Below are 22,216 nucleotides of genomic sequence, written 5' to 3'. Positions count from 1 at the left end.
GAGGCCGTCGCCACGCACGTGAGGCGCCCCCGGCCGGAGCCGGGGGCGCCTCACGGGTGGAGCCCCGACCTCAGTCGACGGTCCAGGTGTCGCTCCCGGCGAGCAGCGTGGCCAGGTCGCCGGGGCCGCGATGGGCGGCCGCCGTGGCCAGCTGGCCGGCCATCAGCTCGTCGTACACCGGGCGCCGGACGCTGCGCAGCACACCGATCGGGGTGTGGTGCAGGGTGTCCGCGTCGGCGATCCGGGACAGCGCGAAGGCCGTGGCCGGGCTCGCCGCGTGGGCGTCGTGGACGAGCACGGACGCCTCGTTGCCGGCCGTGACGGCGTCGGCGAACAGCTCGCCGTCCGGGCCCCGGAAGACGCCCTGGGCGCGGTCGGCACCGAACCGGATCGGCTGCCCGTGTTCGAGCCGGATCAGTGCCTCGTCCCGGGTGCCCGGCTCCTTCAGGACCTCGAAGGCGCCGTCGTTGAAGATGTTGCAGTTCTGGTAGATCTCCACCAGCGCCGTGCCCTCGTGCTCCGCGGCCGCCCGCAGCACGGACTGCAGGTGCTGGCGGTCGGAGTCGATGGTGCGGGCGACGAACGTGGCCTCGGCGCCGATCGCCAGCGAGAGCGGGTTGAAGGGGGCGTCCAGCGAGCCCATCGGGGTGGACTTGGTGATCTTGCCGAGCTCGCTGGTCGGCGAGTACTGGCCCTTGGTGAGGCCGTAGATCCGGTTGTTGAAGAGCAGGATCTTCAGGTTGACGTTGCGCCGCAGCGCGTGGATCAGGTGGTTGCCGCCGATCGACAGCGCGTCGCCGTCACCGGTCACCACCCAGACGCTGAGGTCCCGCCGGGACGAGGCCAGCCCGGTGGCGATGGCCGGCGCCCGGCCGTGGATCGAGTGCACGCCGTAGGTGTTCATGTAGTACGGGAAGCGCGAGGAGCAGCCGATCCCGGAGACGAAGACCGTGTTCTCGCGCTTGATCCCCAGCTCGGGCATGAAGGCCTGCACCGCCGCCAGGATCGCGTAGTCACCGCACCCCGGGCACCAGCGCACCTCCTGGTCGGTCTTGAAGTCCTTGGCGCTCTGCGGCGTTTCGCTCTTCGGGACCAGCTTCAACGAGGGGAACTGCTCGTTCATCGGGTGCCCTCCTCGTCCAGGTTGCCGATCGCCGCCCACAACACGTCCGCCAACTGCGCCGCTTTGAAGGGAAGTCCGCGCACCTGGTTGTAGGACTGCGCGTCCACCAGGTACTTGGCCCGCAGCAGCAGCGCCAGCTGGCCGAGGTTCATCTCGGGGACGATGATCTTGTCATAACTCTTCAGCACCGCACCGAGGTTGGCCGGGAACGGGTTCAGATTGCGCAGGTGCGCCTGGGCGACGTCGCCGCCGTCCGCGCGGACCCGGCGGACCGCCGCGGTGATCGGCCCGTAGGTCGAACCCCAGCCGAGCACCAGGACGCGCGCCTCGTTCGAGGGATCGTCGACCTCCACGGCGGGCACCGTGATCCCGTCCACCTTGGCCTGCCGGGTGCGGACCATGAAGTCGTGGTTGGCCGGGTCGTAGGAGATGTTGCCGGTGCCGTCCTGCTTCTCGATGCCGCCGATCCGGTGCTCCAGACCGGGCGTGCCGGGCACCGCCCACGGACGGGCCAGCGTCTGCGGGTCCCGCAGGTAGGGCCAGAACGCGCCGTCCTCGCGGTTCGGCCCGGTCGCGAAGTCCGGTGCGATCTCGGGCAGTTCGTCGACCTCCGGGATCCGCCACGGCTCGGATCCGTTGGCCAGGTAGCCGTCCGAGAGCAGGAACACCGGCGTCCGGTAGGTGACCGCGATCCGGGCTGCCTCCAGCGCCGCGTCGAAGCACTCGGCAGGGGTGGCCGGGGCCACGATCGGCACCGGCGCCTCGCCGTTGCGTCCGAACATCGCCTGCAGCAGGTCCGCCTGCTCGGTCTTGGTCGGCAGGCCGGTGGACGGGCCGCCGCGCTGGATGTCGACCACCAGCAGCGGCAGTTCGAGCGAGACGGCCAGGCCGATGGTCTCGCTCTTGAGCGCCACCCCCGGACCCGAGGTGGTGGTCACGCCGAGCGCGCCGCCGAAGGCCGCGCCGAGCGCCGCGCCGATGCCGGCGATCTCGTCCTCGGCCTGGAAGGTGCGCACGCCGAAGTTCTTGTGCTTGCTGAGCTCGTGCAGGATGTCCGAGGCCGGGGTGATCGGGTACGAGCCCAGGTAGAGCGGCAGTCCGGAGCGCTCGGCCGCGGCGATCAGGCCGTAGGAGAGGGCCAGGTTGCCGGAGATGTTGCGGTAGCGGCCGGGCGCCAGCTTCGCCGGGGGCACCTCGTAGGACACCGCGAAGGACTCGGTGGTCTCGCCGAAGTTCCAGCCGGCCCGGAAGGCGCTGATGTTGGCCTCGGCGATCTGCGGCTTCTTGGCGAACTTGCTGCGCAGGAAGGTCTCGGTGCCGTGGGTGGGCCGGTGGTACATCCAGGACAGCAGGCCCAGGGCGAACATGTTCTTCGCCCGTTCGGCGTCCTTGCGGGCCAGGCCGCTGTCCTTGAGCGCCTCCAGGGTCAGCGTGGTCAGCGGCACCTTGTGCAGGTGGAAGGCCTCCAGCGAGCCGTCGGCCAGCGGATCGGCCGGGTAGCCGACCTTGGCCAGCGCCCGCTTGGTGAACTCGTCGGTGTTGACGATGATCTCCGCGCCGCGCGGGAGGTCGGGCAGGTTCGCCTTGAGGGCGGCCGGGTTCATCGCCACCAGGACGTTCGGCGCGTCGCCCGGGGTCAGGATGTCGTGGTCGGCGAAGTGCAGCTGGAAGGACGAGACGCCCGGGAGGGTGCCGGCGGGGGCCCGGATCTCGGCGGGGAAGTTGGGCAGGGTGGAGAGGTCGTTGCCGAAGGACGCCGTCTCCGAGGTGAACCGGTCACCGGTGAGCTGCATTCCGTCGCCGGAGTCGCCGGCGAAGCGGATGATCACCCGGTCCAGTCTGCGGATCGGCTTCGCTCGCCTCGGCCGCGGACCGCCCGGCACGGCGGGACCGGAGCGGTCCCCACCGGGCCCCGAGCGGCCCTCGTCGCCGTCCGGGCCGTCCACTGCTTCTGACTGATCGACCTGACTGGTCACTGCCGCGGACCTCCTCGTGGGCACCAGCCGCGGGCGTGAGCCGTGTGCCCCGTCCGCCTGGTGCACCTATCGCATCCTATGCGGGTAAGGAATCGCTGGAGTGGAACTGACGGATGCGGCGGGAAACTACTCCCACCCCCTACAACGCGTTCCACCTGCGGTCCCATCCCGGCCGGCCCGGGGCCCGGGAGTCCGGACGCCGGGGCCCTCGGGGTGCGGGTGACCGGGGCCCCTCGGCCGTGCGGCTGACCGGGGCCCTCGGGGTGCGGGTGATCGGGGCCTGCGGTGGGGTGACCAGGGCCCCTCGGCCGTGCGGGTGACGGGGCCCGCGGGTGCGGGTGACCGGGCCCTAGGAGTTCAGATAGGTGAGCACGGCCAGCACCCGGCGGTGGTCCTCGGGGCTCTGGGCCAGGCCCAGCTTGAGGAAGATGTTGCTGACGTGCTTCTCCACCGCGCCGTCCGAGACCACCAGCTGCCTGGCCACCGCCGTGTTGGTCCGGCCCTCGGCCATCAACCCGAGCACCTCGCGCTCGCGCGGGGTCAGCCCGGCCAGCACGTCGCCCTTGCGGCTGCGGCTGAGCAGCTGCTGGACGACCTCCGGGTCCAGTGCGGTGCCGCCCTCGGCGACCCGGACCACGGCGTCGACGAACTCGCGCACCTCGGCGACCCGGTCCTTCAGCAGGTAGCCCACGCCCCGGGTGGAGCCGGCCAGCAGCTCGGAGGCGTACCGCTCCTCCACGTACTGCGACAGCACCAGCACGCCCAGCTCCGGGTACAGGCCGCGGAGCGTGACGCAGGCGCGGACGCCCTCGTCGGTGTGGGTCGGGGGCATCCGGACGTCGGCGACCACCACGTCGGGCAGGGTGCCGGCCGCGGCCAGGTCGTGGATCACCTTGAGCAGCGCCTCGCCGTCCCCGACACCCGCCACGACCTCCAGGCCGCGGTCGGTGAGCAGCCTGGTCAGGCCCTCCCGCAGCAGTACGGAGTCCTCGGCGATGACGACGCGAAGCATGGCGGCCTTCCGGGTGGGCGGTGCGACGGGTGGGGCGGACAGGGGTCAGTCTTCCCTACGCGCGCGCTCACCGGGGCGGAAAGTCACACCGCGCAGCGCGGCGGCCGGTGCGCCCGGGCGGACGGCCCGGATGCCGGGCCCGCCCCCGGGGTACCGGGGCTCGGCCAGGCCCCGGCCGGTCCTCGGCCGAGGCTCGGCCGGGGCGAAGCCGGTCCTCGGCCGGGGCTCGGCCGGTCCTCACATGGTGCGGATGGCCACCGCGTCGCACAGGCCCTGCAGCGCCGCCTTGGCCGGCCCCTCCGGCAGCGGGTCGAGCAGCGCCCGGGCCTCCTCGGCGTGCCGCAGCGTCTCGCGGCGGGCGTGCTCCAGCGCCGGGTGGCGGCGCAGCAGCCGCAGCGCCTCGGCGTGCAGCTCGTCGTCGGCGAGGCTGCCGGCGACCAGCTCGCGCAGCCGCAGATCGGCCGGGTCGGACTCGTCCACCGGCATCTGCTGGAGCAGCAGGGTGGGCAGCGTCGGCACGCCCTCGCGCAGGTCGGTGCCGGGGGTCTTGCCGGACTCGTGGCCGTCGCTGGCGATGTCGAGCACGTCGTCGGCCAGCTGGAAGGCGATCCCGATCCGCTCGCCGTAGGCGCTGAGGATGTCGATCACCCAGGGCTCGGCACCGGCCAGCAGTGCTCCTATCCGGCAGGAGACCGCGATCAGCGATCCGGTCTTGCCGGCGAGCACGTCGAGGTAGTGGCGCAGCGGGTCGTCGTCCGGGCCGGGGCCGGCGGTCTCCAGGATCTGGCCGGTGACCAGCCGCTCGAACGCGTCGGCCTGGAGCCGGACGGCCTCCGGGCCGAGGTCGGCGAGCACCTGGGAGGCGCGGGAGAAGAGGAAGTCGCCGGTGAGGATGGCGACCGAGTTGTCCCAGCGCGAGTTGGCGCTGGGGGCGCCGCGGCGGACCGGGGCCTCGTCCATGACGTCGTCGTGGTACAGGGTGGCGAGGTGGGTCAGCTCGACCACGACGGCGGCGGGGACCACTCCGGGGGCGTTGGCGTCGCCGAACTGGGCGGCGAGCAGGACCAGCAGCGGGCGGAAGCGCTTGCCGCCGGCCTCCATCAGGTGGCTGGCGGTGACGGTGATGAACGGGACGTCGCTCTTCACCGCCTCGACGAGCGCGGCCTCCACCGCGTCCATCCCGGCCTGGACGTCACGGGTCAGGTCGCGGTCCTGCACGCTGAGCCCAAAGGGTCCCACGACGGTCACGAAGACCACTCCTCTGTCCCTGGTCGATCTAGCGGCCTGGTCCCTGAGTGCCGCCGCTGGCCATACAGGCAGGGTATCCGGTCGCGAGTGGATCACTGCACGGGCGTGCGGATCCCGTCGCGATCCGGCCGTTCCGGCTGGTCAGCCATGGTGCCGGGACGACTCGTCCGGGCCGCGCGGATGAGGCGCGACCCGGACGGGCAGACCCTCCCGGCGGGCCCCGGCGGGGAGCCCCGGCGGACGGCCCCGGCGGGACCTCGGCGGGGCCCGGCGGGACCGCGGGGGGACCCTGGCGGGGCCCGGCGGGACCGCGGGGGGCCTCAGCGGACGAAGAGCGAGGCCTTCGTCGCCAGGTCCAGGAAGTACTGCGGCAGCAGGCCCAGGCCGAGGGTGACCAGGACGCCGACGCCGATCGCGGTGGCCGTGAAGGCGCTCGGGATGGCCACGGTCGGGCCCCCCGGCTTCGGGTCGGAGAAGAACATCAGCACGATCACCCGGATGTAGAAGAACGCGGCCACCGCCGAGCTGAGCACACCGACGATCACCAGGGGGGTCGCGCCGCCGGCCGCGGCGGCCTGGAAGACGGCGAACTTCCCGGTGAAGCCGGAGGTGAGCGGGATGCCCGCGAAGGCCAGCAGGAAGAGCGCGAAGACCGCCGCGACGAGCGGCGAGCGCCGGCCCAGTCCGGCCCAGCTGGAGAGGTGGGTGGCCTCGCCCTTGGAGTCGCGCACCAGGGTGACCACGGCGAAGGCGCCGAGCGTCACGAAGGAGTACGCCAGCAGGTAGAACAGCACCGAGCTCAGGCCCTGCTTGTTGGTGGCGATCACGCCGGTCAGGATGAACCCGGCGTGCGCGATGGAGGAGTAGGCGAGCAGCCGCTTCACGTCCTGCTGGGTGACGGCCAGGATCGCGCCGACCACCATGGTCAGGATCGCCACGCCCCACAGCACCGGCCGCCAGTCCAGCCGCAGGCCGGGGAAGGCGACGTAGAACAACCGCAGGAACGCGCCGAACGCGGCCACCTTGGTCGCGGCCGCCATGAAGCCGGTGACCGGGGTGGGCGCGCCCTGGTAGACGTCCGGCGTCCAGGCGTGGAACGGCACCGCGCCGACCTTGAAGAGCAGGCCGACCGCGAGCATGGCCAGGCCGATCAGCAGCAGCGCGTCGTTCTGGGTGGTGGAGAGCAGCGCCGGGGTGGCCAGTGCCTTGCCGGAGATGACGTCGGCGATGTCGCCGAGCCGGACGCTGCCCGCGTACCCGTACAGCAGCGCGGTGCCGAACAGGAAGAACGCCGAGGCGAAGGCGCCGAGCAGGAAGTACTTGACCGCCGCCTCCTGGGAGAGCAGTCGGCGGCGCCGGGCCAGTGCGCAGAGCAGGTAGAGCGGGAGGGAGAGGACCTCCAGCGCCACGAACATGGTCAGCAGGTCGTTGGCGGCGGGGAAGAGCAGCATGCCGCCGACCGCGAACATGGTGAGCGGGAAGACCTCGCTGGTGCTGAACCCGGCCCGGACGGCGGCGCGTTCCTGCTCGCCGCCCGGGGTGGCGGCGGCCTGCGCGGTGAAGGTGTCGGCCGGCTCGCCCCCGGCCTTGGGCTCCAGCTTCCGCTCGGCGTAGGTGAGCACCGCGACGACCGAGGCCAGCAGGATCACGCCCTGCAGGAAGAGCGCCGGGCCGTCGAGCGCGACCGAGCCCATCGCCAGCAGGTCGACCTTGGTCGAGCCGTAGCCCTGGGCGGCGAGCACCACCACGGCGGTGAACGCGCCGGCCAGGCCGGTCAGGGCCAGCCAGACCTGTGCCCGGTGCCGGTGCCGGCGGGGCAGGAAGGCCTCCAGCAGGATCCCGGCCACGGCGGCGCCGAACACCACCAGCATCGGGGAGAGCTGGCCGTACTCGACATGTGGCGCCGGGATGCTCTGGGTGTTGCCGCCGGCGGCGGCGAGCCAACCGGTGGTGCTCACTTGTGCTCACCTCCTGGGGTGGCGTCTCCGGACGGGGCGGCGACCGGGTGGGCCGGTGCCGGGTCGGTCTCGTGGACCTGCGAGAGGGTCGCGTCCACCGACGGGTTGACGATGTCGGTGAGCGGCTTCGGGTAGACGCCGAGCAGCACGGTCAGGGCCAGCAGCGGGGCGACGACCAGGAGTTCGCGCACCTTGAGGTCGGGCATGGCGCGCACGCCCTCCTTGACCGGTCCGGTCATGGTGCGCTGGTAGAGCAGCAGGGCGTAGAGCGCGGCGAGCACGATGCCGAAGGTGGCGACGATGCCGATCGCCGGGTACCGGGTGAAGGTGCCCACCAGGACCAGGAACTCGCTGACGAACGGTGCCAGGCCGGGCAGTGAGAGGGTGGCCAGGCCGCCGATCAGGAAGGTGCCGGCGAGCACCGGGGCGACCTTCTGCACGCCGCCGTAGTCGGCGATCAGCCGGGAGCCGCGGCGGGAGATCAGGAAGCCGGCCACCAGCATCCACGCGGCGGTGGAGATGCCGTGGTTGACCATGTAGAGGGTGGCTCCGCTCTGGCCCTGGCTGGTCAGCGCGAAGATGCCCATGATGATGAAGCCGAAGTGCGAGATGGAGGCGTACGCGACCAGCCGCTTGATGTCCTTCTGGCCGACGGCGAGCAGCGCGCCGTAGATGATCCCGATCACCGAGAGGACCAGGATCGCCGGGGCGAAGGTCTTCGAGGCGTCCGGGAAGAGGCCCAGGCAGAAGCGGAGCATCGCGAAGGTGCCGACCTTGTCGACCACCGCGGTGATCAGCACGGCCGTTCCGGCGGTGGACTCGCCCATCGCGTTCGGCAGCCAGGTGTGCAGCGGCCAGAGCGGGGCCTTCACGGCGAAGGCGAAGAAGAAGCCGAGGAACAGCGCCTTCTCGGCGGTGCCGCTGAGCACCAGCCGGCCGTCGGAGACCGCCGAGGCGAGCGTCGGGAGGTCGAAGGTGCCGAGGCCCTGGTCCTGCGCGATCACGTAGAGGCCGATCACGGCGGCCAGCATGACCAGGCCGCCGAGCAGGTTGTAGAGCAGGAACTTCACCGCGGCGTAGGAGCGCTGGCGCGCCGACTCGGGGCCGCCCGCCCGGTCGCCGAAGCCGCCGATCAGGAAGTACATCGGGATCAGCATGGCTTCGAAGAAGACGTAGAAGACGAAGACGTCGGTGGCGTAGAAGGAGACGATCACCATCGCCTCCACCGCCAGGATCAGGGCGAAGAAGCCCTGGGTCCGCCGCCGGTTCTCGAAGGTGCCGTCGGGGCCGGCCGGTCCCGGGTCGGCGTCGTGCCAGGAGGCCAGCATCACGATCGGGACCAGCACGGCGGTGAGCAGTGCCAGCACGGCGCCGATGCCGTCCACGCCGAGCGAGAAGGTGATGCCGAAGGAGCGGATCCAGCTGTACGACTCGGTCAGCTGGTAGCGCGGCCCCTCCGGCTCGAACTGCCCGGCCACGGCGGCGGCCAGGACGAGGGTGACGGCGGAGACGCCGAGCGCGACGGCCTTGGTGGTCCGCCGCCGGGCCTCGGTGGACCCGGCGGGCAGCGCGGCGGTGAGCACCGCGCCGGCCGCCGGGACGGCGCAGGTGGCGGTCAGCAGCACGCTCATCGCCTGACCTCCCAACGGATTTGGGGCCTATTCATCAGACGGACCTCATCAGGAGAGTCGTGGCGACCAGCACCAGCGTGCCGCCGAACATGGAGAGCGCGTACGAGCGGACGTAGCCGTTCTGGATCCGCCGCAGCCGGCCGGAGACTCCGCCGATGGTGGCGGCCAGGCCGTTGACGAAGCCGTCCAGGCCGCGGCTGTCGAAGAAGACCAGGGCGGCGGTGAGCGCCGAGCCGGGCCGGACCAGGACGGCGTGGTTGAAGTCGTCCTGGAGCAGGTCCCGGCGGGCGGCCCGGGTGAGCGGGGAGCCGACCGGCGGCACCACGGGGACGGTGGAGCGCCCGTACATCGCGTACGAGATCGCGACGCCGACCAGCATGCAGACCGTGGCGAGCACGGTGACCGTCAGCGGGGAGAGCGGCGAGTGGCCCTCGTCGTGCCCGGTGACGGGTTCCAGCCAGTCGACGAACGAGTTGTTCAGGACGAACAGGCCGCCGGCGAAGACCGAGCCGAGGGCCAGCAGGATCATCGGGAGGGTCATGGTCTTCGGCGACTCGTGCGGGTGCGGGTCGTGGCCGTCGGCGTCGGGCTGCCAGCGCTTCTCGCCGAAGAAGGTCAGGATCATCACCCGCGTCATGTAGAACGCGGTGACGGCCGCGCCGACGAGGGCGCAGAGGCCGAGGATCCAGCCCTCGGTGCCGCCCTTGGCGAAGGCCGCCTCGATGATCTTGTCCTTGGAGAAGAACCCGGACAGGCCCGGGAAGCCGATGATGGCCAGGTAGCCGAGGCCGAAGGTGACGAAGGTGACCGGCATGTACTTGCGCAGGCCGCCGTAGTGACGCATGTTCACCTCGTCGTTCATGCCGTGCATGACCGATCCGGCGCCGAGGAACAGTCCGGCCTTGAAGAAGCCGTGGGTCACCAGGTGCATGATGGCGAAGGCGTAGCCGATCGGGCCGAGGCCCGCCGCCATGATCATGTAGCCGATCTGCGACATGGTCGAGCCGGCCAGCGCCTTCTTGATGTCGTCCTTGGCGCAACCGACGATCGCACCGAAGAGCAGCGTGACCGCGCCGACCGCCACCACGGCGGTCTGCGCGTCCGGCGCCAGGTTGAAGACGGGCCCGGAGCGGACGATCAGGTAGACGCCGGCGGTCACCATGGTGGCCGCGTGGATCAGGGCGGAGACCGGGGTCGGGCCCTCCATGGCGTCGCCGAGCCAGGACTGCAGCGGCACCTGGGCGGACTTGCCGCAGGCGGCGAGCAGCAGCATCAGGCCGATCGCGGTGAGCTTGCCCTCGCTCGCCTGGCTCGCCGCGCCGGCCGCGCCGCCCTCCGTGCCGAGGATCGGCCCGAAGGCGAAGGAGCCGAACTCCGCGAACATCAGCATGATCGCGATGGAGAGGCCCATGTCGCCGACCCGGTTGACGATGAACGCCTTCTTGGCGGCCGTCGCGGCGCTCGGCTTGTGCTGCCAGAAGCCGATCAGCAGGTACGAGGCGAGGCCGACGCCCTCCCAGCCGAAGTACAGCAGCAGGTAGTTGTCGGCGAGGACCAGCAGCAGCATGGCCGCCAGGAAGAGGTTCAGGTACGCGAAGAACCGGCGCCGGCGCTCGTCGTGCGCCATGTAGCCCACCGAGTAGAGGTGGATCAGCGTGCCCACACCGGTGATCAGCAGGACGAAGGTGATCGAGAGCTGGTCGAGCTGGAACGCGACGTCGGCCTGGAAGCCGTTCACCGGGATCCAGGTGTACAGGTGCTCGGTGACGGCGCGGTCCTCGGCGGGGCGGCCCAGCATGTCCGAGAACAGGGCGAGCCCGAAGCCGAAGGAGAGCGCGGCCAGTGCGGTGGCCAGCCAGTGGCCGAGGCGGTCGAAGAGCCGGCCGCCGAGCAGCAGCAGGGCAGCACCGGCCAGCGGAGCCGCCACGAGCAGCGAAATGAGAGAGTTCACCGAAGGCCCTCCGCCTACAGCTTCATCAGGTTGCTGTCGTCGACCGAAGCGGAGTGCCTGGTCCGGAAGATGGAGACGATGATGGCGAGGCCGACCACGACCTCGGCCGCCGCGACCACCATGGTGAAGAACGCGATGATCTGGCCGTCCAGGTTGCCGTGCAGCCGGGAGAAGGTGACCAGCGCCAGGTTCGCGGCGTTGAGCATCAGCTCGACGCACATGAACAGGACGATCGCGTTGCGCCGGATCAGTACGCCGGCGGCGCCGATGGTGAACAACAGGGCCGAGAGATAGAGGTAGTTGACCGGATTCACTCCGCGCCCTCCTCGTCGTGGTCGTTCGGCGCGGCGTGGTTGTTCGGCGCCACCGGCTCCAGCCGCTTGCGCCCCGGCTCCGCGCCCGGCAGCTCCTGGCGCGGACCGGCCACCGGCGGACGCCCGGACGACGGACGGCCCAGCCAGTCCGCGGTGGTCTCCTCCAGCTCGGCCATCCGCCGCAGCATCTCCTGGCTGACGTCACGGATCTGGCCGCGCTCGCGCAGCGTTCCCATCACCGAGTCCTCGGCGACCGTGCCGTCCGGCAGCAGGCCCGGGACGTCCACCGCGTTGTGCCGGGCGTAGACGCCGGGCGCGGGCAGCGGCGGGACCTGGATGTTGTCCTTGACCCGCTGGGCGGCCAGCTCGCGCTGGGTCTTCGGGGCCTTCACGTGCTCCCGGTGGGTCAGCACCATCGCGCCGATCGCGGCGGTGATCAGCAGCGCACCGGTGACCTCGAAGGCCCAGACGTACTTGGTGAAGATCAGCCGGGCCAGGCCCTGGACGTTGCCCTCGGCGTTCGCCTCGGCGAGACCGGTGAAGGTGTCCAGCTTGGCGTTGGCGATGCCGGCGATCAGCAGCACGCCGAAGCCCAGCCCGCAGAGCACCGCGGCGAACCGCTGGCCCTTCAGCTGCTCCTTCAGCGAGTCGGCGCTGGTGACGCCGACCAGCATCACCACGAAGAGGAAGAGCATCATGATCGCGCCGGTGTAGACGACGATCTGCACCACGCCCAGGAACACCGCGCCCTGGGCCATGTAACAGACCGCCAGGGCGAGCATGGTGGCCGCCAGGCAGAGCGCGCTGTGCACGGCCTTCCTCATCAGCAGCATGCCGAGCGCACCGCCGACGGCGATCACCGCGAGCACCCAGAACTGGACGGCCTCGCCGGTGGAGGTCGCGCCGGTGACGGCGGCGAGGTTCAGCGTGGTGGGGGCGGCGGTCACGACTGCGCCTCCTTCTCCCGCTCGCTGCGCTCCTGCCGGACCGTGCCCGGCGCCGCCGCGGTGATCTCGCCCCGGTAGTACGCGCCCTCGTCGGCGCCCGGGAAGATCGCGTGCGGGGTGTCGACCATGCCCTCGGAGAGGCCGACCAGCAGCTGCTCCTTGGTGAAGATGAGGTCCTTGCGGGAGGAGTCGGCGAGCTCGTACTCGTTGGTCATGGTGAGCGCGCGGGTCGGACAGGCCTCGATGCAGAGGCCGCAGAGGATGCAGCGGGCGTAGTTGATCTGGTACACCGCGCCGTACCGCTCGCCGGGCGAGTAGCGCTCCTCGTCACGGTTGTCGGCGCCCTCGACGTAGATCGCGTCGGCCGGGCAGGCCCAGGCGCACAGCTCGCAGCCGACGCACTTCTCCAGTCCGTCCGGGTGCCGGTTCAGCTGGTGGCGGCCGTGGAAACGCGGAGCGGTGGGCTTCTTCTGCTCCGGGTACTGCTCGGTCAGCCGCTTCTTGAACATGGCCTTGAAGGTCACGCCGAAGCCGGCGGCCGGCCCGAGGACGGAAGGCTTGTCGGGCCGGTCCGGCCGGACTCCGCTGCCGTTCTGGTCGGACGACATCTCGGTTCAGCTCCCTTCGGAGTGGTCGGCCCCGTTGAGGGCGTCCTGGAGTTGCTTCGGGGCGCGGCTGCGCCGGCGCGGCACCGGCGGGAGCTGCTGGCCGGGCAGCGGGGGCACCGGGTACCCGCCCGCCATCGGGTCGAACTCTCCGGTGGGCGGCTCGGCTTCGGCCGCCGCTTCGGGCTTGCGCTTCAGGACGTCCCGCACCAGGGCGAGCAGCAGGATCGCGCCGGCCGGGGCGCCGACGTACAGCACCACCTCGCCAAAGTCGTAGCCCTCGTTCCGCAGCGCCCGGACGCTGGCCACCATCACCAGCCAGACCAGCGAGACCGGGATCAGCACCTTCCAGCCGAGCTTCATGAACTGGTCGTAGCGGAGCCGGGGCAGGGTGCCGCGCAGCCAGATGAAGAAGAACAGCAGCAGCTGGATCTTGAGGGTGATCCAGAGCATCGGCCACCAGCCGTGGTTGGCCCCCTCCCAGAAGGCGGAGACCGGCCAGGGTGCCCGCCAGCCGCCCAGGAACAGGGTGGACGCGACCGCCGAGACGGTGACCATGTTGACGTACTCGGCGAGCATGAACATCGCGAACTTCAGCGAGGAGTACTCGGTGTTGAAGCCGCCGACCAGCTCGCCCTCGGCCTCCGGGAGGTCGAACGGCGCCCGGTTGGTCTCGCCGACCATCGAGATGATGTAGACGATGAAGGACACCGGCAGCAGCACCGCGAACCAGGTCGGCTGCTGCGAGGAGACGATCTCCGAGGTCGACATCGAGCCCGAGTAGATGAACACCGCCGCGAAGGACAGGCCCATCGCGATCTCGTAGCTGATCATCTGCGCGGACGACCGCAGACCGCCGAGCAGCGGGTACGTCGAGCCGGAGGACCAGCCGGCCAGCACGATGCCGTAGATGCCGACCGAGGCGGTGGCCAGGATGTACAGCAGCGCCACCGGGAAGTCGGTCAGCTGGAGCGGGGTGCGGGTGCCGAAGATCGACACCTCGTCGCCCGCCGGGCCGAACGGGATCACCGCGAAGGCCATGAACGCGGGGATGGCGCAGACGATCGGGGCCAGGATGTAGACCGCCTTGTCGGCGCCCTTGACCACCAGGTCTTCCTTGAGCGCCAGCTTCACGCCGTCCGCGAGCGACTGCAGCATGCCCCACGGACCGTGCCGGTTGGGCCCGATGCGCAGCTGCATCCAGGCCACCACCTTGCGCTCCCAGACGATCGCGATCAGCACCGTGCCGACCAGGAACGCGAAGCAGAAGACCGCCTTGAGCAGCACCAGCCACCAGGGGTCGCGGCCGAAGAAGCCGAGGGTCTCGTACGCGGCGAGGTTCACTGCTCCTCCTCCGGGGTCGGTTCGGTGACGGCCGGCCGGGCCTGCTCGGCGGGGGCCCCGGTGAGGGTGTCCGCCGCGATGGTGACCAGGTGGCCGACGGTGGTGCCGAGTGCGCGGTGGGCGCCGCCCGGGGTGGAGTTGAGCGGGATCCAGACCGTCCGGTCCGGGATGTCCTTGGTGATCTCCAGCGGCAGCGTCAGCGAACCGGCCGGGCCGGTCAGCCGCAGGGCGGCGGTGGCGGCGGGCCCGTCCGCGCCGATCTCCTCGGCGGTGACCGGGGAGATCCGGGCGACGGCCCGGTGCCGGGTGCCGGCCAGGTGCGGGTCGCCCTGCTGGAGCGTGCCGTTGTCGAGCAGCTGGCGCCAGCCCGCCAGTACCGCCTGGCCGGTGGCCGGCCGGGGCAGCAGCCCGTGGTGGGCGGCCGGGTCGGCGGCCCGGTCGCCGGCCCACGGCGCGAACCGGTCCAGCTCCAGCCGGGCGGCCCGGACGTCGGCCAGGCCGAGCCGGTGGCCCAGCGCGTCGGCCAGCATGTTCAGCACCCGGACGTCCGGGTGGAGGTGACGGCCCATCTGCTGGTCGGGCTTGAGCGCGGCCTCGAACATCCGCACCCGGCCCTCCCAGTCCAGGAAGGTGCCGGCCTTCTCGGCCACCGCGGCGACCGGCAGCACCACGTCGGCCCGGGCGGTGACGGCGGACGGGCGCAGCTCCAGCGAGACCACGAACGGCACGGCGGACAGCGCCTCCTCGGCGAGCGCCGGATCCGGCAGGTCGTCCGGATCGACGCCGCCGACCAGCAGCGCGTCCAGGTCGCCGGCGGCGGCGGCCGCGAGGATCTGGTCGGTGTCCCGGCCGATCCGGGCCGGGAGTTCGGCCACGCCCCAGGCGGCGGCGGCCTCGGCGCGGGCGGCCGGGGCGGAGACCGGGCGGCCGCCGGGCAGCAGCCCGGGCAGTGCGCCGGCCTCGACCGCGCCGCGCTCGCCGGCCCGGCGCGGGATCCAGGCGAGCCGGGCGCCGGTGGCGTGCGCCAGCCGCAGCGCGGCGGTGAGCGCGCCGGGGACGGCGGCCAGCCGCTCGCCGGCCAGGATGACCGCGCCGGGGGTGCGCAGCAGTTCGGCGGCGCGGCCGGCGTCGTCGTTCAGCGGCTCGTCGGCGGCGAGGGCGGCCAGCCACTCGGGCTCGGTGCCGGGGGCGGCGGGCAGCAGCGCGCCGCGCAGCTTGGTCAGGCCCCGGGAGGCGAAGGCGGCGATCGAGTACACCTTGAGGCCGCGGGCCCGGGTGGCCTTGCGCAGCCGCAGGAAGACGATCGGCGACTCCTCCTCGGGTTCGAAGCCCGCGAGCAGGACGGCCGGTGCGGCCTCCAGGCCCTCGTACGTCACTCCGCCGCCGTCGAGGTCCGTGCCGCGGCCGGCGACGGCGGCGGCCAGGAAGTCCGCCTCCTCGCCGCTGTGCGGGCGGGCGCGGAAGTCCACGTCGTTGGTGCCGAGCACCACCCGGGCGAACTTGGCGTAGCCGTAGGCGTCCTCGACGGTGACCCGGCCGCCGGTGAGCACGCCGGTGCGGGCGCCGCGCAGGCCCTCGGCGGCCTTGGCCAGTGCCTCCGGCCAGGAGGCGGGTACGAGTTCGCCGTCCTGCCGGACGAGCGGGGTGGTGAGCCGGTCGCGCTGCTGGGCGTAGCGGAAGGCGAACCGGCCCTTGTCGCAGTTCCACTCCTCGTTGACCGCCGGGTCCTCCCCCGCCAGCCGGCGCAGCACCTTGCCGCGCCGGTGGTCGGTGCGCTGGGCGCAGCCGGAGGAGCAGTGCTCGCAGACGCTCGGCGAGGAGACCAGGTCGAACGGGCGGGAGCGGAAACGATAAGCCGCCGAGGTGAGCGCGCCGACCGGGCAGATCTGGATGGTGTTGCCGGAGAAGTACGACTCGAAGTCGTCGCCCTGGCCGGTGCCGACCTGCTGGAGGGCGCCGCGCTCGACGAGGTCGATGAACGGGTCGCCGGCGATCTGCTGCGAGAAGCGGGTGCAGCGGGCGCACAGCACGCAGCGCTCGCGGTCCAGCAGCACCTGGGTGCTGATCGGGACCGGCTTCTCGTAGGTGCGCTTCATCCCCTCGAAGCGGGAGTCGGCGTCGCCGGTGGACATCGCCTGGTTCTGCAGCGGGCACTCGCCGCCCTTGTCGCAGACCGGGCAGTCCAGCGGGTGGTTGATCAGCAGCAGTTCCATCACGCCGCGCTGGGCCTTCTCGGCCACCGGCGAGCTGAGCTGGGTGCGGACCACCATGCCCTCCGCCACCGGGATGGTGCAGGAGGCGACCGGCTTGCGCTGGCCCTCGATCTCGACGATGCACTGCCGGCAGGCGCCGGCCGGGTCGAGCAGCGGGTGGTCGCAGAAGCGCGGGATCTGGGTGCCGATCTGCTCGGCGGCCCGGATCACCAACGTCCCCTTGGGGACCTGCACTTCGACGCCGTCGATGGTGAGCGTGACCAGCTCGACCGCGGGCTTGTCGCCCGTGTCGCCCGTGGAGGTGGATGGTTCTGTGATCGTCACGCGTGCACCTCCCTTTCGGTGGCGGACTGGTGGCCGGGGCGGGGGCCGTCGGCCCAGACGGTGGACGCGGCCGGGTCGAACGGGCAGCGGCGCTCGGCGAGGTGCTGCTCGTACTCGGCCCGGAAGTGCTGGAGCGAGGAGACGATCGGGCTGGCCGCGCCGTCGCCCAGGGCGCAGAAGGACTTGCCGTTGATGTTGTCGGCGATGTCGAGCAGCTTCTCCAGGTCGCCGTCGACGCCCGCGCCGGCCTCGATCCGCTTGAGCAGCTGGACCAGCCAGTACGTGCCCTCGCGGCAGGGGGTGCACTTGCCGCAGGACTCGTGGGCGTAGAACTCCGTCCAGCGGGTCACGGCGCGGACGACGCAGGTGGTCTCGTCGAAGACCTGCAGCGCCTTGGTGCCGAGCATCGAGCCGGCCGCGCCGACGCCCTCGTAGTCGAGCGGGACGTCGAGGTGCTCGTCGGTGAACATCGGGGTGGAGGAGCCTCCCGGCGTCCAGAACTTGAGCCGGTGCCCGGGCCGGACGCCGCCGCTCATGTCCAGCAGCTGGCGCAGCGTGATGCCGAGCGGGGCCTCGTACTGGCCGGGGTTGGTGACGTGGCCGGAGAGCGAGTACAGCGTGAAGCCGGGGGACTTCTCGGTGCCCAGGCCCTTGAACCACTCCTTGCCGCGGGCCAGGATCGGCGGCACCGAGGCGATCGACTCGACGTTGTTGACCACGGTCGGGCAGGCGTAGAGGCCGGCGATGGCCGGGAACGGCGGGCGCAGCCGGGGCTGGCCGCGGCGCCCCTCCAGCGAGTCCAGCAGCGCCGTCTCCTCGCCGCAGATGTACGCGCCGGCGCCGGCGTGCACGGTGATGTCGAGGTCGATGCCGGAGCCGAGGACGTTCTTGCCGAGCAGCCCGGCCGCGTACGCCTCGGCGACGGCGGCCTGGAGGCGGCGGAGCACCGGGACGACCTCGCCGCGCAGGTAGATGAACGCGTGGTCGCAGCGGATCGCGTAGGAGGCGATGATCATGCCTTCGATCAGCGCGTGCGGGTTGGCGAACATGAGCGGGATGTCCTTGCAGGTGCCCGGCTCGGACTCGTCCGCGTTCACCACCAGGTAGTGCGGCTTGCCGTCGTTCTGCGGGATGAACTGCCACTTCATGCCGGTGGGGAAGCCGGCGCCGCCGCGGCCGCGCAGACCGGCGTCCTTGACCAGGGCGATCACGTCGTCCGGGGGCATGGCGAGGGCGGCCTTCAGGCCCTCGTAGCCGGAGTGGCGGCGGTAGGTGGCGAGGGTCCAGGGGCGGCTGTCGTCCCAGGACGCGGAGAGCACGGGGGTGAGCAGCTTCTCGGCCGGCTCGGCGGAGGTCATCACGCTTCGGTCCCTTCGTGGCCGGTCCCCTCGGGGCCGGTGCCTTCGGGGCCCGCGCCTTCGCGGGCGGGTCCTTCGTGGCGGGGCGAGACGACGCGGGTGCCGCCGGTGCCGGGCAGGGCCTCGCCGCGGGCCAGCCGCAGGCCGGCCAGCGAGGGCGCGCCGCCCGCGCCGGACTCGTCGACGGCGCCGGGGCGCTCGTCCGGGAAGCCGGCCAGGATCCGGGCGGACTCCTTGAAGCTGCAGAGCCGGGCGCCGCGGGTGGGGTGGACCTCCTGGCCCGCGCGCAGCCGGTCGACCAGCTGCCGGGCGCTCTCCGGGGTCTGGTTGTCGAAGAACTCCCAGTTCACCATCACCACGGGGGCGTAGTCGCAGGCGGCGTTGCACTCGATGTGCTCGATCGAGATCTCGCCGTCCTCGGTGGTCTCGTTGTTGCGGATCCCGAGGTGCTGCTGGAGCTCTTCGAAGATCTGGTCGCCGCCGAGCACCGCGCACAGGGTGTTGGTGCAGACCCCGACGTGGTACTTCCCGGCCGGCCGGCGCCGGTACATCGTGTAGAAGGTGGCGACGGCCGTCACCTCGGCGGTGGTGAGGTCCAACTGCTCGGCGCAGAACCGGATGCCGGTCGGGCTGACGAAGCCCTCCTCGGCCTGCACCAGGTGCAGCAGCGGGAGCAGCGCGGACCGGGCCACCGGGTAGCGGCCGATCAGCTCGGCGGCGTCGGCGGCGAGGCGGGCCCGCACCTCCTCGGGGTACGGCTTGGCCGGCATCGCCGGCAGGCCGAGTTCCACATTGCTCACCGGTCCACGCCTCCCATCACCGGGTCGATCCCGGCCACCGCGACGATCACGTCGGCGACCTGGCCGCCCTCGCACATCGCCGCCATCGTCTGCAGATTGGTGAACGACGGGTCCCGGAAATGGACCCGGTACGGGCGCGTCCCGCCGTCGCTGACCACGTGCACGCCCAGTTCGCCCTTGGGCGACTCGACGGCCGCGTACGCCTGGCCGACCGGGACCCGGAAGCCCTCGGTGACCAGCTTGAAGTGGTGGATCAGGGCCTCCATCGAGGTGCCCATGATCTTGCGGATGTGGTCGAGCGAGTTGCCCATCCCGTCCGGGCCGACGGCCAGTTGGGCGGGCCAGGCGATCTTCTTGTCGGCCACCATGACCGGGCCGGGGCGGAGCCGGTCCAGGCACTGCTCGACGATCCGCAGCGACTGGCGCATCTCCTCCAGCCGGATCAGGAAGCGGCCGTAGGAGTCGGCGCTCTCGGCGATCGCGACCTCGAAGTCGTAGTCCTCGTAGCCGCAGTACGGGTCGGTCTTGCGCAGGTCGTGCGGCAGGCCGGTGGCGCGCAGGATCGGGCCGGTGGCGCCGAGGGCGAGGCAGCCGGGCAGGTCGAGGAAGCCGACGTCGACCAGGCGGGCCTTGAACACCGGGTTGCCGGTGGCCAGCTTGTCGTACTCGTGCATCCGCGAGCGGAGCGTCTTCACCGCCTCGCGGATCTGGTCGACGGCGCCGGGCGGGAGGTCCTGGGCGAGGCCGCCGGGCCGGACGTAGGCGTGGTTCATCCGCAGGCCGGTGACCAGCTCGAAGACGTCCAGGATCAGTTCGCGGTCGCGGAACCCGTAGATCATCAGGGTGGTGGAGCCGATCTCCATGCCGCCGGTGGCCAGGCAGACCAGGTGCGAGGAGATCCGGTTGAGCTCCATCATCAGGACCCGGATCACGCTGGCCCGGTCCGGGACGTCGGCGGTGATGCCGAGCAGCTTCTCGACCGCCAGGCAGTAGGCGGTCTCGTTGAACAGCGGGGTCAGGTAGTCCATCCGGGTCACGAAGGTGGTGCCCTGGACCCAGCTGCGGAACTCCATGTTCTTCTCGATGCCGGTGTGCAGGTACCCGATGCCGCAGCGGGCCTCCTTCACCGTCTCGCCGTCGATCTCCAGGATCAGCCGCAGCACGCCGTGGGTGGACGGGTGCTGGGGGCCCATGTTGACGATGATGCGTTCGTCGTCGGCCCGGCCGACCGCCTCGACCACCTCGCCCCAGTCGCCGCCGGTGACGGTGAACACCCGGCCCTCGGTGGTCTCGCGGGCCGCCGCCTGCCGGGTCTCTTCTCGGTGCTGAGTACTCATCAGCTGTACGACCTCCGCTGGTCGGGAGCCGGGATCTGGGCGCCCTTGTACTCGACGGGGATGCCGCCGAGCGGGTAGTCCTTGCGCTGCGGGTGGCCCAGCCAGTCGTCGGGCATCATGATCCGGGTCAGCGCGGGGTGGCCGTCGAAGACCAGGCCGAAGAAGTCGTAGGCCTCGCGCTCGTGCCAGTCGTTGGTCGGGTAGACGCTGACCACGGACGGGATCCGCGGGTCGGCGTCCGGCGCGGTGACCTCCAGCCGGATCAGCCGGCCGTGGGTGATCGAGCGCAGGTGGTACACGGCGTGCAGCTCGCGGCCCCGGTCCCCCGGGTAGTGGACGCCGCTCACGCCGAGGCAGAGCTCGAAGCGGAGCGCCGGGTCGTCGCGCAGGGTGCGGACGGTCGGGAGCAGGTGCTCGCGGGCGATGTGGAAGGTGAGCTCGGAGCGGTCGACGACGGTCTTCTCGATCACCTCGGCCGGGTCGAGGCCCTGCTCCTCGAGCGCGCCCTCCAGCTCGTCCGCGACCTCGTCGAACCAGCCCCCGTACGGGCGCCGGCTGGCGGGCGGCAGGGCGATCGGGGCGGTGAGGCCGCCGAAGCCGGAGGTGTCGCCGCTGCCCTTGGCGCCGAACATGCCCTGGCGCCGGCCGACCACCTCGACCGGGATCTCGCGGTGCGGCTGCTCGCGGCGGGTCTCGGGTACCTGGTCGTTCATCGCAGCTGCCCCCGCATCTCGCTGACCGGGGTGGCCTTGAGGGCGAGCGCCTCGCCCAGCTCCTCGGCCCGGCGGCGGTTCGCGCCCAGGGGCTCGTGCTGGATCTTGTCGTGCAGCTTCAGGATGGCGTCCATCAGCATCTCCGGGCGGGGCGGACAGCCGGGCAGGTAGATGTCCACCGGGACGATGTGGTCGACGCCCTGCACGATCGCGTAGTTGTTGAACATCCCGCCCGAGGAGGCGCAGACGCCCATCGAGATGACCCACTTCGGGTTGGCCATCTGGTCGTACACCTGGCGCAGCACCGGGGCCATCTTCTGGCTCACCCGGCCCGCCACGATCATCAGATCGGCCTGCCGGGGGGAGCCCCGGAAGACCTCCATGCCGAACCGGGCCAGGTCGTAGCGGCCGGCGCCGGTGGTCATCATCTCGATCGCACAGCAGGCCAGCCCGAAGGTGGCCGGGAAGAGCGACGCCTTGCGCACCCAGCCCGCGGCCGTCTCCACACTCGTGAGCAGAAAGCCGCTCGGCAGCTTCTCCTCGATTCCCATCAGATTCCTCTCAATGCCCTCGGTGCCCTCAAGTCCTCTGGTTCGTCCGGCCGTTCGGGCTTGTCCGCCCGTTCACAAGGCCGGCGGCCACCCCGTGCTCAGTCCCACTCCAGGCCGCCGCGGCGCCAGACGTAGGCGTAGGCGACGAAGACGGTGGCGATGAAGAGGAGCATCTCGACCAGGCCGAAGATCCCCAGGGCGTCGAAGCTCACCGCCCACGGGTAGAGGAAGACGATCTCGATGTCGAAGACGATGAAGAGCATCGCCGTCAGGTAGTACTTGATCGGGAACCGACCGCCGCCCACGGGCTGCGGGGTCGGCTCGATGCCGCACTCGTACGCCTCCAACTTGGCCCGGTTGTAACGCTTCGGGCCGGTCAGTGAGGCCATCACGACGGAGCCGACCGCGAACGCCGCCGCGATGGCACCGAGTACGAGGATCGGCGCGTAGGCATTCATAGCCCCCGCTCCCTCCGTCCAGTCGTCCTTGACTGCAGATCGGAACCGACGGGTCACGCTGTGGTGGACCCGCGTTCCAGTTCCCGAGATCCACCTCATGTGAGGCAGTTCACAAAGCCTGGAACGAGCGCATCCTATGCCCGTCGGCTTGTGATCTGCGACACGCAGTTCGCCGGGATCTTTGTGATCTACGCCACCTCTGGAATGGTGGCGAATGCGAACATGCCCAGAGTTGTCAACGCAAAGGAGTCAAATGGTCACAACCAGTCGCATTTATCTGCGAAGCGGCTGGTCAGAGCCGCGCTCCTATATCAACTATGCTCCGCTCAGAGCAAATTTCCGGGCGTCATGTT

At 71.4% G+C, this 22,216-nt stretch carries 18 protein-coding genes; all 18 read right to left on the bottom strand.

Annotation, left to right across the window (positions count from 1 at the left end):
- Nucleotides 1–70: 70 nt before the first annotated feature.
- The gene (locus ACFVHB_RS02900; RefSeq protein WP_380314459.1) at nucleotides 71–1,123 is read right to left on the bottom strand and encodes a 2-oxoacid:ferredoxin oxidoreductase subunit beta; all 1,053 of its coding nucleotides are present in this window, start codon (nucleotides 1,121–1,123) and stop codon (nucleotides 71–73) included.
- Entirely contained in the window at nucleotides 1,120–3,099 is a 1,980-nt protein-coding gene (locus tag ACFVHB_RS02895; protein WP_380314458.1) for a 2-oxoacid:acceptor oxidoreductase subunit alpha, read from the bottom strand. The genes ACFVHB_RS02900 and ACFVHB_RS02895 overlap by 4 nt, the downstream gene beginning before the upstream one ends.
- Nucleotides 3,100–3,448: 349 nt before the next feature.
- A complete protein-coding gene (locus ACFVHB_RS02890; protein WP_380314457.1) occupies nucleotides 3,449–4,111 on the bottom strand; it encodes a LuxR C-terminal-related transcriptional regulator in 663 nt (220 codons plus the stop codon).
- 237 nt (nucleotides 4,112–4,348) lie between these two features.
- Nucleotides 4,349–5,359 carry a polyprenyl synthetase family protein gene (locus ACFVHB_RS02885; RefSeq protein ID WP_380314456.1) on the bottom strand — a complete coding sequence of 337 codons (1,011 nt, stop codon included), beginning with the start codon at nucleotides 5,357–5,359 and terminating at the stop codon, nucleotides 4,349–4,351.
- Between the two features lie 320 nt (nucleotides 5,360–5,679).
- Nucleotides 5,680–7,317 (bottom strand): NADH-quinone oxidoreductase subunit NuoN, encoded by a 1,638-nt coding sequence (gene nuoN, locus ACFVHB_RS02880; RefSeq protein WP_380314455.1) that lies wholly within the window; start codon nucleotides 7,315–7,317, stop codon nucleotides 5,680–5,682.
- A complete protein-coding gene (locus ACFVHB_RS02875; RefSeq protein WP_380314454.1) occupies nucleotides 7,314–8,948 on the bottom strand; it encodes an NADH-quinone oxidoreductase subunit M in 1,635 nt (544 codons plus the stop codon). The genes nuoN and ACFVHB_RS02875 overlap by 4 nt, the downstream gene beginning before the upstream one ends.
- 34 nt (nucleotides 8,949–8,982) lie before the next feature.
- Complete coding sequence (nuoL, locus tag ACFVHB_RS02870; protein WP_380314453.1) at nucleotides 8,983–10,899, bottom strand: NADH-quinone oxidoreductase subunit L; 1,917 nt, start codon at nucleotides 10,897–10,899, stop codon at nucleotides 8,983–8,985.
- A gap of 14 nt (nucleotides 10,900–10,913) precedes the next feature.
- A complete protein-coding gene (gene nuoK / locus ACFVHB_RS02865) occupies nucleotides 10,914–11,213 on the bottom strand; it encodes an NADH-quinone oxidoreductase subunit NuoK (protein ID WP_380314452.1) in 300 nt (99 codons plus the stop codon).
- Nucleotides 11,210–12,139 carry an NADH-quinone oxidoreductase subunit J gene (locus ACFVHB_RS02860; RefSeq protein ID WP_380314512.1) on the bottom strand — a complete coding sequence of 310 codons (930 nt, stop codon included), beginning with the start codon at nucleotides 12,137–12,139 and terminating at the stop codon, nucleotides 11,210–11,212. Before ACFVHB_RS02860 ends, nuoK begins: the two co-directional genes overlap by 4 nt.
- 17 nt (nucleotides 12,140–12,156) lie before the next feature.
- Nucleotides 12,157–12,768, bottom strand: a complete 612-nt coding sequence (nuoI, locus tag ACFVHB_RS02855) for an NADH-quinone oxidoreductase subunit NuoI (protein ID WP_380314451.1) — start codon at nucleotides 12,766–12,768, stop codon at nucleotides 12,157–12,159.
- Between the two features lie 6 nt (nucleotides 12,769–12,774).
- Entirely contained in the window at nucleotides 12,775–14,109 is a 1,335-nt protein-coding gene (nuoH, locus tag ACFVHB_RS02850; protein ID WP_380314450.1) for an NADH-quinone oxidoreductase subunit NuoH, read from the bottom strand.
- On the bottom strand, nucleotides 14,106–16,646 hold the full coding sequence (locus ACFVHB_RS02845) for an NADH-quinone oxidoreductase subunit G (RefSeq protein ID WP_380314449.1): 2,541 nt from the start codon (nucleotides 16,644–16,646) through the stop codon (nucleotides 14,106–14,108). Before ACFVHB_RS02845 ends, nuoH begins: the two co-directional genes overlap by 4 nt.
- The gene (gene nuoF, locus ACFVHB_RS02840) at nucleotides 16,643–18,004 is read right to left on the bottom strand and encodes an NADH-quinone oxidoreductase subunit NuoF (protein ID WP_380314448.1); all 1,362 of its coding nucleotides are present in this window, start codon (nucleotides 18,002–18,004) and stop codon (nucleotides 16,643–16,645) included. Before nuoF ends, ACFVHB_RS02845 begins: the two co-directional genes overlap by 4 nt.
- Nucleotides 18,004–18,804 (bottom strand): NADH-quinone oxidoreductase subunit NuoE, encoded by an 801-nt coding sequence (gene nuoE, locus ACFVHB_RS02835; RefSeq protein ID WP_380314447.1) that lies wholly within the window; start codon nucleotides 18,802–18,804, stop codon nucleotides 18,004–18,006. Before nuoE ends, nuoF begins: the two co-directional genes overlap by 1 nt.
- A complete protein-coding gene (locus ACFVHB_RS02830) occupies nucleotides 18,801–20,141 on the bottom strand; it encodes an NADH-quinone oxidoreductase subunit D (protein ID WP_380314446.1) in 1,341 nt (446 codons plus the stop codon). The genes nuoE and ACFVHB_RS02830 overlap by 4 nt, the downstream gene beginning before the upstream one ends.
- Nucleotides 20,141–20,854 carry an NADH-quinone oxidoreductase subunit C gene (locus tag ACFVHB_RS02825; protein ID WP_380314445.1) on the bottom strand — a complete coding sequence of 238 codons (714 nt, stop codon included), beginning with the start codon at nucleotides 20,852–20,854 and terminating at the stop codon, nucleotides 20,141–20,143. The genes ACFVHB_RS02830 and ACFVHB_RS02825 overlap by 1 nt, the downstream gene beginning before the upstream one ends.
- The gene (locus tag ACFVHB_RS02820; protein WP_148643269.1) at nucleotides 20,851–21,405 is read right to left on the bottom strand and encodes an NADH-quinone oxidoreductase subunit B family protein; all 555 of its coding nucleotides are present in this window, start codon (nucleotides 21,403–21,405) and stop codon (nucleotides 20,851–20,853) included. Before ACFVHB_RS02820 ends, ACFVHB_RS02825 begins: the two co-directional genes overlap by 4 nt.
- A gap of 98 nt (nucleotides 21,406–21,503) precedes the next feature.
- A complete protein-coding gene (locus ACFVHB_RS02815; protein ID WP_014137597.1) occupies nucleotides 21,504–21,863 on the bottom strand; it encodes an NADH-quinone oxidoreductase subunit A in 360 nt (119 codons plus the stop codon).
- Between the last annotated feature and the right edge of the window lie 353 nt (nucleotides 21,864–22,216).

The sequence above is a fragment of the Kitasatospora sp. NPDC127111 genome (genome assembly GCF_042677465.1).
Classification (GTDB): domain Bacteria; phylum Actinomycetota; class Actinomycetes; order Streptomycetales; family Streptomycetaceae; genus Kitasatospora.
This window is presented reverse-complemented; position numbering and strand designations above follow the sequence as displayed.

Excerpts from the sequence above, each read along its gene's own strand:
- ACFVHB_RS02900 (WP_380314459.1), bottom strand. The coding sequence starts at position 1,123 with ATGAACGAGCAGTTCCCCTCGTTGAAGCTGGTCCCGAAGAGCGAAACG.
- ACFVHB_RS02890 (WP_380314457.1), bottom strand. The coding sequence starts at position 4,111 with ATGCTTCGCGTCGTCATCGCCGAGGACTCCGTACTGCTGCGGGAGGGC.
- ACFVHB_RS02875 (WP_380314454.1), bottom strand. The coding sequence starts at position 8,948 with ATGAGCGTGCTGCTGACCGCCACCTGCGCCGTCCCGGCGGCCGGCGCG.
- nuoI (WP_380314451.1), bottom strand. The coding sequence starts at position 12,768 with ATGTCGTCCGACCAGAACGGCAGCGGAGTCCGGCCGGACCGGCCCGAC.
- nuoF (WP_380314448.1), bottom strand. The coding sequence starts at position 18,004 with ATGACCTCCGCCGAGCCGGCCGAGAAGCTGCTCACCCCCGTGCTCTCC.
- ACFVHB_RS02830 (WP_380314446.1), bottom strand. The coding sequence starts at position 20,141 with ATGAGTACTCAGCACCGAGAAGAGACCCGGCAGGCGGCGGCCCGCGAG.
- ACFVHB_RS02825 (WP_380314445.1), bottom strand. The coding sequence starts at position 20,854 with ATGAACGACCAGGTACCCGAGACCCGCCGCGAGCAGCCGCACCGCGAG.
- ACFVHB_RS02820 (WP_148643269.1), bottom strand. The coding sequence starts at position 21,405 with ATGGGAATCGAGGAGAAGCTGCCGAGCGGCTTTCTGCTCACGAGTGTG.
- ACFVHB_RS02815 (WP_014137597.1), bottom strand. The coding sequence starts at position 21,863 with ATGAATGCCTACGCGCCGATCCTCGTACTCGGTGCCATCGCGGCGGCG.